This is a genomic window from Halalkalibacter wakoensis JCM 9140 (genome assembly GCF_000513095.1).
GTDB lineage: Bacteria > Bacillota > Bacilli > Bacillales > Bacillaceae_D > Halalkalibacter > Halalkalibacter wakoensis.
Window position 1 is genome coordinate 14,446 of sequence record NZ_BAUT01000055.1, and the last position, 13,569, is coordinate 28,014.

Genomic DNA, 13,569 nt, shown 5'->3' on the forward strand with positions numbered 1-13,569 from the left:
TTCGAATGAAAGTTCTTATTATTGGAAGCGGCGGTCGTGAACACGCCATTGCTTGGAAAGTAGCTCAAAGCAAACAAGTGACGGATGTGTTTGTTGCCCCAGGTAATGATGGAATGGTTGATGTCGCAACACTTGTAAACATAAATGAAAACAACTTTGATGAACTCGTTGCATTTGCGAAGGAAGAAGAAATTGGGTTAACGATTGTTGGTCCTGAAGTTCCGTTGCTTGGTGGTGTTGTAGATCGCTTTGAAGAAGAAGGTCTTCGTATTTTTGGACCAAGAAAAGAAGCAGCAATGTTAGAAGGTAGCAAATCCTTTGCGAAGTCAATTATGAAAAAATACAACATCCCTACAGGAAGCTATGAAACGTTTACGAATTATGACGAAGCGGTTGCCTACGTAAAAGAGCAAGGAGCTCCAATCGTCATTAAAGCGGACGGGTTAGCAGCTGGAAAAGGTGTTGTTGTCGCAATAACAGAAGAAGAAGCGATTGATGCGCTAGCTTCTATGCTGAAAGACTTGAAGTTTGGCGAAGCAAGCGCACAAGTGGTCATTGAGGAATATTTAGAAGGGGAAGAGCTTTCTTTAATGGCATTTGTTCGTAACAGCACGGTTATTCCGATGATTGGTGCGCAAGATCATAAACGAGCACTAGACGGTGATCAAGGACCGAACACAGGCGGCATGGGTGCTTATTCGCCAGTTCCTCAATTCTCAAGTGAAGATGTGAGAGAAGCGGTTGAAAAAGTCCTGCAGCCAACAGCCGATGCACTGATTAAAGAGGGAACCCCTTTTACCGGAATTCTTTATGCTGGGTTAATGATGACTTCTGCTGGGCCTAAAGTGATTGAGTTTAACACTCGTTTTGGCGATCCGGAAACACAGGTTGTTTTGCCACGCTTAAATTCTGACCTTGTTGAGGTGTACACAACGCTTTTAGATGACAAAGTTCCTACTCTAGAGTGGTCAGAGGAGGAAGTGTTAGGCATTGTGTTAGCAAGTGAAGGGTATCCTGGTTCGTATAAAAAAGGAACCGTCATTGAAGGCTTGGATCAGCTGGATGAGGATATTATGGTTTTCCATGCGGGAACAAAAAAAGAAGAGGGCAAGTGGAAAACGAATGGTGGACGTGTATTATTTGTTGCCACAAAAAAAGCGTCATTGCTAGAAGCGCAACAACGTGTTTATGAACAAGTAAGTAAAGTAAGCAAGGACGGTTTGTTTTATCGCACGGATATTGGACACCGAGCTATTTCGCGCGTCTCTTCCTCATGAACAAATAGATGAGGGCAACGATACTCCCGATAATCATAATGTAAATAAAAAGAGAGTCTGTTGCATATTCTTGAATGTTCAACATGTTAGAACCTCCTAAAATGTATCATAAACCGTATAAGATCACGTATGATCTTATACGGTTTATTTTCTTATTTTGAATATTCCTGTCCTGGGAACTCCTGGTTACTAGTTGTGTGATCTTGAATGCTATCCACTTTTTGTTCAACCATAAACGTTAATGGACAGAAACGTGTAATCCCTTCTGCAACTTTCATACCTCCACAAACGGCTGCAAATAGTGGAACAGTATCGTTAGGTCTTTTCACAAGTTTCGAGGTAGACCAAGCAAGCACCGTAAAGCCCATAGTTATACGACATAAAGCATCAACGCGGCCAATATTTGGTTTCATTATGGATCCACCTTTCACATGTTTGTCAATGTTGCAATAATTTTTTGTTAAAAGATGTAACAATCTAGTGAGTTGTACACCGTTTTTGTGGTACGATTAGAAAAATAGGAATTGATGAAATGGGTGATGACAGGATGACTGAGAGACTTTACCGCTGGACAAAACAACGATTACGTCAGCAAGTTGCTGTAGTAAAAGGAGAAAAAGCTCCTTCTCTTGTCCTCCGAAATGCAACATATTTAAACTTTGCACGTCGTAAGTGGCTAACAGCTAACATATGGATCGCTGGTGACCGAATCGTTTACGTAGGTAACGAAATGCCTGCGGAAGATAAAGGTACAGAAATGGTTGATTGTAAAAACAAATTAATTGTACCTGGATATATAGAGCATCATGCTCACCCTTTTCAACTTTATAATCCCCATAGCTTTGCGAAGTATGCGTCTGGAAGAGGAACAACGACATTGATCAATGATAATATGATGTTTTTTTTGCACCTCGAAAAAAAGAAAGCGCTTACTTTAATTGAGGCCCTTGATCAATCACCAGCTTCAATGTATTGGTGGTCAAGATATGATGCCCAAACAGAGTTGAGAGATGAAGAGCCATTATCCAATTCAAAGATGAAGGAATGGCTAGAGCATCCCCTTGTCGTTCAAGGTGGGGAGTTAACTTCTTGGCCTAAAGTATTAGAGGGTGATGATTCAACTTTGCACTTGATGCAAGAAACAACACGATTACGCAAACCAATTGAAGGCCATTTGCCTGGTGCTTCCGAAAAAACATTAGCATCAATGGCTCTTTTAGGTGTGACATGTGATCATGAAGCTATGACAGGTGAAGAAGCGGTGAGACGTTTGGATTTGGGCTATACGACATCTTTACGTCATTCATCCATCCGACCTGATTTACCTAAGTTGTTAAAAGAGATGCAGGAGCTTGGAGTCGATTATTTTGATCGATGCTTAATGACAACAGATGGATCACCACCTTCGTTTTACGAAGAAGGTGTTATGGATCATCTGATTAAAATTGCGTTAGAAAGTGGACTAGACCCGATCGACGCCTATGCAATGGCAAGCTACAATGTAGCTAAATACTATCATATGGACCACAAGCTTGGATGATTGCTCCAGGTCGTGTTGCTCATTTGAATATTTTGGAGGACATTCATAATCCATTACCAAGTAGTGTGATTGCGAAAGGAAAGTGGATTGTAAGAGACGGGGAACACATTGATGAATTTGGTGAATTTGATTGGAGCAATTACGGGATCGAACCATATCGTATCGATTGGGATATAACGGAAGAAGATTTAAGTTTTTCTATGGCTATGGGTATCGAAATGATGAATTCCGTTATTTTGAAACCATACCAAATTCCCATTGAAAGTACGAATAAAGTTCTTAGTACGAACCATGACGAAAGTTTCTTTGTGATGATTGATAAATCAGGAAAATGGCATATTGCAACGATGATTAAAGGCTTTGCGACACATGTGTCTGGATTTGCGAGTTCCTTCTCGAATACAGGGGATGTTATTCTAATTGGGAAAAACGTGACTGACATGGTATCGGCTTTAGAGCGTTAAAGGAGCAAGGTGGAGGAATGACGTTAGTTGAAGAGGGGAAAGTCATTGGAAAGATGGAACTTGAATTATTTGGGTCCTTATCAACGAAAAGCATGGAAGGTGTTATGGAAGAGGAAAAGAAATTTGTTGCCTTATTACGAGAACGTGGGTACAAATATGAAGATCCTATCTATAGCTTAGGGTTCTTTTCATCTACTCATCTTCCATATATTCGAATCACACAAAGAGGAATTTATGATGTGAAAAAGAAAACTGTACTCTTTCCTGCGATTATGCGTTAAACTAGAAACGAGAATACGTTCATGGTTTAATGAGGTAAATGATAAAAGGTTGTGTAATGATGAAAAGGAAAATAAGTGCTTCCCTTATGGTTGCTTTCTTGTTAGCGGTAACAGCAGGGTGCAGTGATAATAATGAGCAAGTTATTGAAACAGATGATACCGAATTAACGGAAGAAGTAGAAGAGAAAGAGGAGGAGGTTTCTCCTCCTTCTTATACATATCCTCTTAGTGGAATGGAGACAGAAGAAGAGAGCAATCATCGTATTGTTAGTGTGTTAATTAACAATGATCCTGCAGCGAGGCCTCAATCTGGCCTTAGCCAAGCTGATCTTGTGTATGAGATCTTAGCAGAAGGAACCATTACTCGTTTAGTTGCTCTTTACCAAAGTCAATTTCCGGAACGAATAGGACCTGTAAGAAGTGCAAGAGAGTACCACGTGAATTTAGTAAAAGGTTTTAATGGAATGCTTGTAGCGCATGGCTATAGTCCGGCTGCACAAAAGCTATTACAGGCTGGGCAAGTTGATAATATTAATGGTATGGCTTACGATGGGACTCTTTTCCAAAGATCCACTGAACGAAAAGCACCTCATAACTCGTATACAACGTATAAGGATATTGTAGATGGGTTTGTTGATGAAAAAGGATATGATATTACAGGAGAAGTACCTACTTTAGCTTTTTATGAGCATGAGGATATACATATTGTTGGAAATGAAGCTAAAAAATTTGAAGTGAATTATTTAGGGAATAATCTTATACAATATGTTTATGATGATTCAACGGGGTTTTATAACCGTTTTAATAATAATCAACAAACCGTTGAAGATGTGACAAGTGAACCGATTCAACTATCGAATATCCTTGTTGTAGAAACGGAGCATACAGTATTAGATAACCAAGGACGTCGTGCGATTGACCTAACTTCAGGTGGGAAAGCAGTTCTTTTTCAAAGTGGGATTATGAATGAGGTAGAATGGGAAAGTCGTAATGGCCAAATCATACCAGTATTAGATGGAGAGCCAGTTAAACTAAAACCAGGTAGCACTTGGATCAATGTTGTTCCGACATCACCAGGTCTGGAAGATGCCCTTACCATTGAAGAAACGGTTTCCTAGAAAGGTTGGTACAAATGCAAATAGATAAATTACGTGGCAAAGAACTTGATCAATTATTTAAGGCGATTCTCTCTCTTTGAAAGATCTTGAAGAGTGCTATGAGTTTTTTGATGACCTTTGTACGATTAATGAAATTCAATCACTAGCACAGCGTCTAGAGGTTGCTCGAATGCTTCAAAATGGTTTCACTTACCATAAGATCGAGACTGAAACAGGGGCAAGTACGGCAACGATTTCTCGTGTGAAACGTTGTTTGAATTATGGCAATGATGGATACAAAATGACGTTAGATCGTGTGAAGGAACAAGAAGAAGTAGAAGAAGTGAAAGAGTAGAAAACCACAGGAACCCCTGTGGTTTTTTTTTTGTAAGAGTGCCGAGAAAAAGTGCGTAGGGAGTGGAAGTTCGGACAACTAATAAGTTAAAAGGGCAGAACGAGTCCGAAGGGAGGCGGAGTTTGGACAGTTAGCAAGCTAACAAGAGAAAATGAGTCCGAAGGGAGGCGGAGTTCGGACAGTTAGCAAGCAAACAAGAGAAAATGAGTCCGAAGGGAGGCGGAGTTCGGACAGTTAACAAGCTAATAAGAGAGAACGAGTCCGAAGAGAGTAGAAGTTCGGACAGTTAGCAAGTGAATAAGCGAGGACGAGTGTGAAAAAAGAAAGGAAGTATAGACTAGAACTTGAATAAAGATGGCGAATACTACTAAATGGCAGTAATTTTAACGAAAAGTGCCTTTAAAAAACAGCATTGTAGGATGAATGTAAGAAAAACTAGCTCATGACGTGTAATTCTTTCTGTTTCATACTACAATAGATGGAATATCTAAAAATTAGAGGTGAGATGACGTTGGGTTCATTTTTAAATAAAAGGCTTGCTGCTGCATCGAAACGAGAGAAGGCAGAAGTGGTTGTGAAGAATGCAAAAATTGTGGATGTTTTTACATTAGAGACATATGAAGCGGATGTTGCCATTACGGATGGAATGATCGTTGGAGTTGGTTTCTATGAAGGAGTCACCGAAATAGATGCAAATGGGGCATATATGGCTCCATCGTTTATTGATGGTCATGTTCATATAGAATCAGCTATGGTTCCTCCAGAAGAATTTGCAAAGATTGTTGTCCCAAGAGGGGTAACGACTATCATGGCGGATCCTCATGAAATTGCAAATGTCGGGGGTTTTGAAGCGGTAAAGTATATGATTGAAGCCTCAAAGGAATTGCCGCTGGATGTGAAAATAATGGTTCCTTCTTGTGTGCCGGCAACGAATTTTGAACATAATGGTGCAGATATAACAACGGACGAAATAGAAACGTTGTTTGATGAGCTTCATGCCTATGGATTAGCTGAGGTTATGGATTATCCAGCTGTGTTATCAGGTGAAGAGAACATGGTTTCAAAATTGTCCGCTGCTTGGAAGCGAGGAAAAATCATTGATGGTCATGCAGCTGGGTTAGATGATGTCGGTTTAAATGCTTATCGAGTCGCTGGAATTCGCAATGATCATGAAGCCGTAACGGCCGAAGAAGGACTTGCACGTATTCGTAGAGGGATGTATTTGTTAATGCGTGAGGGGACGGCTGCAAAGGATATCGAAGCATTGCTTCCGATTGTAACCCCGCAAAACGGTAGACGTTGTGTGTTTGCGACAGATGATAAACATTTAGATGACTTGATTCATGAGGGCTCAATTGATGCAAGCGTGAGAAAAGCAATTGAACTTGGAATCGAACCACTTCAAGCTATTCAAATGGCTAGCTTAAATGCAGCAGAGTGTTTTGGCCTGAATGAGAAAGGTGCGATTGCACCTGGTTACGAAGCTAATTTTCTATTGATTCGTAATTTAGAGAGCTTGGACATTGAATCTGTTTATGTGAAAGGCCAATGTGTGGCAAAGAACGGAGAGATGACGGTTACTGTTCGTGAACCAATTGCTCCTCCTACCTATCTTCTAGAAAGTGTTCGTCTTAAGCCGCTATCTTCGGAACAGCTAGATTTAAACATAACAGGTAACAAAGCTCATGTTATTGGTGTGAAGCCGGGTTCAATCGTAACCGAACATTTAATTGAAGAGGTTGACGTCAACAATGGACTGTTCCAGACGTCCGTTACAAAAAATCATCTAAAACTAGTGGTTGCTGAACGGCATCATAAGCTTGGGCATGTTGGTGTCGGGATTATGAAGGGAATCCGCATTAAGGAAGGAGCAATTGTCGCTACGGTTGCTCATGATTCCCATAATATTGTTGCGTGCGGAACCGATGATCAAAGCATTTCGTTTGCGATCAATCAAATAGCTCAACAACAAGGAGGGATTGCGGTTGTAAAAGGGAGCGAAGTATTAGCGAACTTGCCGCTTCCATTAGCAGGATTAATGTCTCTTCAACCGTTTGAAAAAATTAACGAATCATTGCAACAATTAGAGGATGGATTAAAACAAATTGGGTTTGAAGAAGAGTGGAATCCTTTTTTAACTCTTTCCTTTCTTGCTTTGCCTGTTATTCCATCATTGAAATTGACTGATACAGGTTTGTTTGATGTAGAACAATTTTCACATATTGATGTATCAGCAAAAGAATAAAGACAAAAAGCCATCTACACGATTATTCGGTAGGTGGCTTCTTTAACTTCAGATCTAAAAAAAGTCCAATTCGCTGGATCGGGTCTTTCAAGTCTACCTTCGTTATTTCTTGAATTCGTTTGAGCCGGTAGCTCAAGGTATTTACATGAATGTGCAAATCTTTAGCTGTTTCATTCATATTTCCATCTTTATTTAAGAAAGCATCAAGCGTGTCGTATAGTGACGTAGAGTGTTGCTTGTCATACAGTCTAATTTGACTTAAAGCAGGATTGGAAGCTAGTTCTTGTCCATGCTGAAAAAGGACATCGAGGTGACGATAAAAGCCAAGCTGATGCTGGAAAAAAGCATGCTTTAATTCAGTTAATCCATTTGCTTTTATATGAACAACTTTTTGAGCCTCATCATAACTTTGTGTAAGAGTTGAATAGTCATAATTTAAATAACTGCAACCTATATACATATGATCAATGCCAAAACGTTCGCTCATTTGGAGTTGAATCGTCTCCATAAAATGAATAAAATCATCTTGTTCGAAACTCGTATCAGTAGGACTGACTAAGCAAATTAATTGCTGATCATCAATCGTATCAATAAGCACACTAACCTTACTCGTTGTTTTAGCAATATACATCACATTGCGATATAACGTATCATTCATTTCATGAAAACGGATCAGCATAAAGGCTAAAGGTTTTTTCGAACTAAGGCCAATCTTATCTAATAAAAGCGCTGTTTCTTCATGAGAGCTAGTATTGCCTGTTATGATCTGCCAAAGCAATTCTTGATGATTTTTTTCACGGCGTTTTTTTTGTAGATTCAATTGCAACAATAAATTTTTTGCTTTCAAAGCAGCAATTTTTAAGAGACGCTTTTCTTCATCCGTTAATTTGGTGTTCACTTCAATCACCCAAATATATCCAAGGACTTCATGGTTTTTGCGAATAGAAATGGCCACTCGATTTCGTAACCCCATATCCATGATGCTGTTTATTTCAACTGGATCTTCACTTTGGTTTAATGCGGGAATGACCCCTTCTTTCCAAAAGCGATTGACTAGCTTCTCAGGGACTCTTCGGCCGATAATCGTTGATATACGTGCTGCATCGGTTTCATCATCATGTGAACTATAGGCAAGTAGTTGGTGATTTGCGTCTTCTAACGTAACAGGACAAGCCAGTACATCACTGATTGTATCTACAAAATCTTCGAGAGAATCAAAGACACGGTCAAATTTATTTGAATTCATCAATGATCCCTCCTTTTACGTATTCGTAGTGATACTATAGCATATTCTAATAAATAAGAGGGGAAAGTAGTTGCCAAAAAGGTAGAACTTTATTATTATCATTATAGATAATGATAATAATAAAAGGAGTTCACTATGAAACAACGCAAAGCTGACATCATGCTACATCCTGTTCGAATGAGAATTATTCAATCGTTGATTACAAATAAACCGATGACTTCAGCTCAATTAATTAATGAATTAGAGGATGTTCCTCAGGCTACGATGTATAGGCAATTGAAACATTTGCTAGATGCAGATTTAATTGAAATTGTTGAAACAAACAAAATTCGAGGGACAACCGAAAAAGTGTATGCAGTAAAGCGAGAGAATTTAGCGATATCAGAAAAGGAACTAAATGAAGCTTCAGTAGAAGAACATGTTCGCTATTTTATGACGTACCAAGCGAACCTTTTAAAAGAATTTGAGAAATATGTATTAAAGCATAACCCGAATCAATTTAAAGAAGACGGACTTGGTTATTGGCAGATGTCCTTGCACTTAAGTGAGCAAGAAATGAACGAATTCGGTAAGGAAATGCAACAAGTGTTAGAGAAATATGCTTCCAATGAACCTTCTGACCAACGGAAAACGAGAACGTTTGCAACGATATTCATCCCACAAAAATAAGGAAGTGAGTCCAATGACAGAGCAAGAAGTACAATTTGGTACAAATGGACAATTGTATGGGACGTTATCTTATCCTCGTACGTCTCCAATTGCGTTGCCAGCAATTTTGATTATTGCAGGTTCTGGACCTCTAGATCGAGATGGCAATGGGAAGAAAAAAGGCCAAACACTGCATTTGTATAATCAGCTTGCCGATTTTTTTACGGAGCATGGTTTTGTTTCGTTTCGCTATGATAAGCGAGGGACAGGTAAGAGTGCTGGTCACTTTTTGGAGACTGGTTATTGGGATTTAGTTGAGGATGCAAAGGCGGCTCTCACTAGTTTAAAAAAACAAGCATGCGTTGATCCGAGCAAAGTGTTTATACTTGGGCATAGTGAAGGGTGCATGATTGCACCGGAACTTGCAAAGACCGATGAGGTAGCTGGGCTTCTTCTTGTTGCCGGTGCTGCCCAAACATTAGCTGAAGCTCAAGAGTTTCAAAGAAGTCAAATTACCCAATCGTTAGAAAAAACAAAAGGGGTAAAGGGAAAATTAGTTCGTTTGCTAAATATAAAAGGAAAAGTGAACAAACAAGGGCAAAAATTTGATCAAAAAATGCGAGCGTCTAACAAAGATGTCATTCGTTACCAAGGGATAAGAATAAATGCTAAATGGTTTAAAGAACATTATGAGCATGATTTGTATAGCAGTTTAGCTGAAGTTCAGTGCCCTATTCTTGCTGTAACAGGATCAAAAGATGTTCAGGCGACACCAGACAATGTCTTTCAGGTTAAAAACTATGTAAAAGCTGAGGTTGAACCGCATATCATTACAGGGATGAATCACATGCTGCGTGATCAACCTGAAGACGCAACGATTATGCAAATAAAAAAAGTGTACAAAAATATAGGAGAAAAGCCGTTATCGTCTTCTTTTCTTGATGTCTTACAAAACTGGTTGAACCGACATGTCTGAAAAGAAAAAATACATTTTAATAGCTCTGATCATCCTCGCTCAACTAGGTGGAATTGCTCTTTTATTTGTTGATGTTATGTGGGCTATTGTGTGCTTTTCGTTTTACGGCATTGCCACTGTTATCTTGCTAATCGCGTTTATACTTGAGAGAAAGAAAGAAAAAAAGGAGGAAATAGATTATGATGATTGTGACTACTGAGCACGTAGCTGGTTATGAAGTGAAAGATGTAAAAGGGTATGTGAAAGGCAGTACGATTCAAACAAAGCATATAGGCAGAGATATTACAGCGGGATTGAAAGGAATTGTTGGTGGAGAGATCAAGGGATACAACGAAATGATGACGGAAGCTCGTAAACTAGCGATTCACCGGATGGTCCAAGAAGCCGAGGAAAAAGGGGCCAATGGCATTATTGGAATGAGAATGCAAACGTCAACGGTTATGCAAACGGCAGCTGAAATCATTGCGTATGGTACAGCTGTTGTGATTGAGAAGAAGACTCCTTAAGGGGTCTTTTTTTTCTATCGCTAGTAAATGTAGTCTGCAGAAGAGTACAGAAGAAATTCCGGCGAAGTACAGGGCTGAAGTCCACGAGTAACAATAGATTCAAAACATACTGGCTTTGTTCGCATTCGTTTTCATTTCTATTTTTCACAAAAAGTAGTTGCATTTTTCTATCGTATTCGATAGTCTATACAATATATCGTAATTAATTAAGTTGAAAATAACTATATATTGATTTAAAGCAAAATGAGCGGTGTCGAATAGACTTAATAGGGAATCTGGTAGAGCCAGAACTGCCCCCGCAACTGTAAGTGTGGACGAAATGAGATACCACTGTGCTTGTTGGTTAACGCTAACCTGCACGGGAAGGCTCAAAGTAGAGTGAAGCACGAGTCAGGAGACCTGCCGCCATTTTAAAGTCAGCTATCTTCGGGGTGTGAGAAGTGAGACGGCAGGGAGACCAATGCGTATATTTGGTCAGTCTTACTCTTTTACGCCGTTTTACGCTCTTTCTCATCTCTGGAGAAAGGGCGTTTTTTATTTTGGTTGAGGAGGAAGGTTTTATGAAGAGTATGACAACGACTTCACTATTTGATTTTGCATCGTCACAGGTTGGAGAATTGGTGAGTTTATTTCCTGAGTTAGATTTTACAGCTTATCAAGAAAAAATTGAACAAGCTCTTGTGATGAAAGAGAATATGACAAAGGATCAGCTTAGTCACTTATTTGTTTTGTCATCGGTGGAAAGAATTTCGATGGAAGAGCCTAATTGGACTTATGTTGCGGCTCATGTCCTTTTAAATCAGCTTTATCAAAAAGCGGCTCATACGAGAAATTACGATGCGAGCGCAAAATATGGATCTTTTTACGATCTTGTTCAAGAGTTGACGAAAATGGGAATCTACTCGGAGCATATTTTACAGGAATATACAAAGGTAGAATTAGAGGAGCTAGAAAAAGAGATTGTACCTGAGAGAGATTCTCTTTTTACATATATTGGATTAGTGACATTGGCGGATCGTTATCTAGCCAAGTCGCATAGTGGGGAGTTATATGAGCTTCCGCAGGAGCGTTTTATGATTATTGCTGCAACGTTAATGAGAAAGGAACCGAAAGAAAAACGGATAGCCCTTGTTAAAGAAGCATACTGGGCTTTATCAAACTTATATATGACCGTTGCAACTCCGACACTTTCAAATGCAGGGAAAAGCTATGGGCAATTATCTAGCTGCTTTATTGATACGGTTGATGATAGTCTTAGAGGCATTTATGATAGCAACACCGATATTGCCACACTAAGTAAAAGTGGCGGTGGTATTGGGGTCTATTTAGGGAAATTGCGCAGTCGTGGAAGTGACATAAGAGGATTTAAAGGGGTATCATCCGGTGTCATTCCTTGGATGAAGCAACTAAATAACACAGCGGTGAGTGTTGACCAGTTAGGTCAAAGACAAGGTGCCATCAGTGTTTATTTAGATGTCTGGCACCGCGATATTTTTCATTTCTTAGCGGTTAAATTAAATAATGGGGATGAGAGACAACGAACTCATGACTTATTTACAGGAGTCTCATTGCCAGACTTGTTTATGGAAAAAGTAGAAGCGAGGGAAGATTGGTATATTTTTGACCCTCATACGATACGTAAAGAATTAGGATTTAGCTTAGAAGATTACTATGATGAAGAAAAAGGTAAGGGAAGCTTCCGAGATAAGTATCAAGAGTGTATAGAAGCTGCGAACAATGGGTTGATTGGCGAAAAAGGTTTGTTATGGGAAGTGGTTCCCGCCATTGATATCTTTAAAGATATTTTGAAAAGTCAGCTTGAGACAGGGACTCCATATATGTTCTATCGCGATACGGTGAACAGAGCGAATGCCAATCGTCATGAAGGCATGGTTTATTGTAGCAATTTATGTACAGAAATCACGCAAAATATGAAAGCAACGACTGTAGTTGAAGAAAAGACAGAAGACGGAAAAATCATTGTCGTGAAAGAACCCGGCGACTTTGTAGTTTGTAATTTATCTTCTATTAACTTAGCAAAGGCAGTGACAGAAGATGTCCTTGAAAGACTTATCCCCATTCAAGTGCGAATGCTAGATAACGTGATTGATTTAAATAATATTCCCGTTCCGCAAGCTCAAATCACGAATCAGAAATACCGTTCGATTGGGTTAGGGACATTTGGCTGGCACCACTTGCTAGCTTTAAAAGGAATTAAGTGGGAGTCTGAAGAGGCTATTGACTATACAGACACACTTTACGAGAACATTGCTTATTTAACGATTCAATCTAGTAATGAATTAGCTGAAGAAAAAGGAGCGTATCCGTTATTTAGTGGTTCCGATTGGGAGACAGGTGCCTATTTTGAAAAACGACAATACACAGGTGAAAAATGGACAAAACTTCGCCAAAGCGTCAAGGAAAAAGGAGTTCGTAATGCCTATTTAATGGCAGTAGCACCAAATTCAACAACCGCCATTATTGCAGGAACAACAGCTTCCATAGATCCTATTTTCAAAAAGGAATATTCAGAGGAGAAAAAGAATTACAAAATTCCGGTTACGGCTCCAGACTTATCACCAAAAACAACGTGGTTCTATAAGTCTGCCTACGAGATTGATCAAATTTGGAGCATCAAGCAAAATGAGGCACGCCAACGTCATATTGACCAATCGATCTCGTTTAACTTTTATGTAAAAAACACGATTAAAGCAAAAGACTTACTAAACTTGCATCTTGAAGCATGGAAGTCAAACTTAAAAACAACCTATTATACTAGATCAACTTCAATGGTAGAAATAGAAGAATGTGAAAGTTGTTCTTCCTAAATATTTGCATTTTTGCATACATGGTTATTTATGAAATATCATCCTAGCTCTAAGTGAAATGGAGCGGAAGCCACTCGACTCCTGAGAGGAATAGAGGGAGGGCACT

At 39.3% G+C, this 13,569-nt stretch carries 11 protein-coding genes, 2 pseudogenes and 1 riboswitch; of the genes and pseudogenes, 10 read left to right on the top strand and 3 right to left on the bottom strand.

What is annotated here, in order from left to right:
- The first annotated feature begins 5 nt into the window (after positions 1-5).
- Positions 6-1,277, top strand: a complete 1,272-nt coding sequence (gene purD, locus JCM9140_RS16450) for a phosphoribosylamine--glycine ligase (RefSeq protein ID WP_034748988.1) — start codon at positions 6-8, stop codon at positions 1,275-1,277.
- Here the strand turns inward: purD and JCM9140_RS25265 are convergent.
- Both JCM9140_RS25265 and JCM9140_RS16455 read right to left on the bottom strand, forming a co-directional pair.
- On the bottom strand, positions 1,252-1,362 hold the full coding sequence (locus JCM9140_RS25265; RefSeq protein ID WP_369384441.1) for an EYxxD motif small membrane protein: 111 nt from the start codon (positions 1,360-1,362) through the stop codon (positions 1,252-1,254). The genes purD and JCM9140_RS25265 overlap by 26 nt on opposite strands.
- Positions 1,363-1,429: 67 nt before the next feature.
- Complete coding sequence (locus JCM9140_RS16455; protein ID WP_034748991.1) at positions 1,430-1,690, bottom strand: YgaP family membrane protein; 261 nt, start codon at positions 1,688-1,690, stop codon at positions 1,430-1,432.
- Positions 1,691-1,824: 134 nt separating this feature from the next.
- On the opposite strand from JCM9140_RS16455, the pseudogene JCM9140_RS16460 reads away from it, so the two are divergent.
- From JCM9140_RS16460 to ade, 4 genes and pseudogenes are all read left to right on the top strand, one after another.
- Positions 1,825-3,562, top strand: a pseudogene (locus JCM9140_RS16460) (adenine deaminase C-terminal domain-containing protein).
- 59 nt (positions 3,563-3,621) lie between these two features.
- Positions 3,622-4,680 (top strand): DUF3048 domain-containing protein, encoded by a 1,059-nt coding sequence (locus tag JCM9140_RS16465; protein WP_162232208.1) that lies wholly within the window; start codon positions 3,622-3,624, stop codon positions 4,678-4,680.
- A gap of 14 nt (positions 4,681-4,694) precedes the next feature.
- Positions 4,695-5,014: pseudogene (locus tag JCM9140_RS16470) on the top strand (YerC/YecD family TrpR-related protein).
- A gap of 505 nt (positions 5,015-5,519) precedes the next feature.
- On the top strand, positions 5,520-7,259 hold the full coding sequence (gene ade, locus JCM9140_RS16475; protein WP_034748994.1) for an adenine deaminase: 1,740 nt from the start codon (positions 5,520-5,522) through the stop codon (positions 7,257-7,259).
- 22 nt (positions 7,260-7,281) lie between these two features.
- On the opposite strand, the gene JCM9140_RS16480 is transcribed toward ade, so the two are convergent.
- Complete coding sequence (locus tag JCM9140_RS16480; protein WP_034748997.1) at positions 7,282-8,505, bottom strand: PucR family transcriptional regulator; 1,224 nt, start codon at positions 8,503-8,505, stop codon at positions 7,282-7,284.
- Between the two features lie 135 nt (positions 8,506-8,640).
- Here JCM9140_RS16480 and JCM9140_RS16485 point away from each other — a divergent pair, with 135 nt between their 5' ends.
- The 5 genes from JCM9140_RS16485 (at position 8,641) to JCM9140_RS16505 (ending at position 13,463) form a co-directional block, all read left to right on the top strand.
- Positions 8,641-9,174 (top strand): helix-turn-helix domain-containing protein, encoded by a 534-nt coding sequence (locus JCM9140_RS16485; RefSeq protein ID WP_034749000.1) that lies wholly within the window; start codon positions 8,641-8,643, stop codon positions 9,172-9,174.
- Between the two features lie 13 nt (positions 9,175-9,187).
- A complete protein-coding gene (locus JCM9140_RS16490; RefSeq protein ID WP_034749003.1) occupies positions 9,188-10,129 on the top strand; it encodes an alpha/beta hydrolase in 942 nt (313 codons plus the stop codon).
- Positions 10,122-10,328, top strand: a complete 207-nt coding sequence (locus JCM9140_RS16495; RefSeq protein ID WP_034749006.1) for a hypothetical protein — start codon at positions 10,122-10,124, stop codon at positions 10,326-10,328. The genes JCM9140_RS16490 and JCM9140_RS16495 overlap by 8 nt, the downstream gene beginning before the upstream one ends.
- Positions 10,309-10,635, top strand: a complete 327-nt coding sequence (locus JCM9140_RS16500) for a YbjQ family protein (protein WP_034749008.1) — start codon at positions 10,309-10,311, stop codon at positions 10,633-10,635. Before JCM9140_RS16495 ends, JCM9140_RS16500 begins: the two co-directional genes overlap by 20 nt.
- 231 nt (positions 10,636-10,866) lie before the next feature.
- A riboswitch (cobalamin riboswitch) is annotated at positions 10,867-11,056 on the top strand.
- 148 nt (positions 11,057-11,204) lie between these two features.
- Entirely contained in the window at positions 11,205-13,463 is a 2,259-nt protein-coding gene (locus tag JCM9140_RS16505; protein ID WP_034749014.1) for a ribonucleoside-diphosphate reductase subunit alpha, read from the top strand.
- The last annotated feature ends 106 nt before the right edge of the window (positions 13,464-13,569 follow it).

What these genes read in the sequence shown, in the direction of transcription:
- purD (WP_034748988.1), top strand. Translation starts at nt 6, where the DNA reads ATGAAAGTTCTTATTATTGGAAGCGGCGGTCGTGAACACGCCATTGCT.
- JCM9140_RS25265 (WP_369384441.1), bottom strand. Translation starts at nt 1,362, where the DNA reads ATGTTGAACATTCAAGAATATGCAACAGACTCTCTTTTTATTTACATT.
- JCM9140_RS16455 (WP_034748991.1), bottom strand. Translation starts at nt 1,690, where the DNA reads ATGAAACCAAATATTGGCCGCGTTGATGCTTTATGTCGTATAACTATG.
- JCM9140_RS16465 (WP_162232208.1), top strand. Translation starts at nt 3,622, where the DNA reads ATGAAAAGGAAAATAAGTGCTTCCCTTATGGTTGCTTTCTTGTTAGCG.
- ade (WP_034748994.1), top strand. Translation starts at nt 5,520, where the DNA reads ATGACGTTGGGTTCATTTTTAAATAAAAGGCTTGCTGCTGCATCGAAA.
- JCM9140_RS16480 (WP_034748997.1), bottom strand. Translation starts at nt 8,505, where the DNA reads ATGAATTCAAATAAATTTGACCGTGTCTTTGATTCTCTCGAAGATTTT.
- JCM9140_RS16485 (WP_034749000.1), top strand. Translation starts at nt 8,641, where the DNA reads ATGAAACAACGCAAAGCTGACATCATGCTACATCCTGTTCGAATGAGA.
- JCM9140_RS16490 (WP_034749003.1), top strand. Translation starts at nt 9,188, where the DNA reads ATGACAGAGCAAGAAGTACAATTTGGTACAAATGGACAATTGTATGGG.
- JCM9140_RS16495 (WP_034749006.1), top strand. Translation starts at nt 10,122, where the DNA reads ATGTCTGAAAAGAAAAAATACATTTTAATAGCTCTGATCATCCTCGCT.
- JCM9140_RS16500 (WP_034749008.1), top strand. Translation starts at nt 10,309, where the DNA reads ATGATGATTGTGACTACTGAGCACGTAGCTGGTTATGAAGTGAAAGAT.
- JCM9140_RS16505 (WP_034749014.1), top strand. Translation starts at nt 11,205, where the DNA reads ATGACAACGACTTCACTATTTGATTTTGCATCGTCACAGGTTGGAGAA.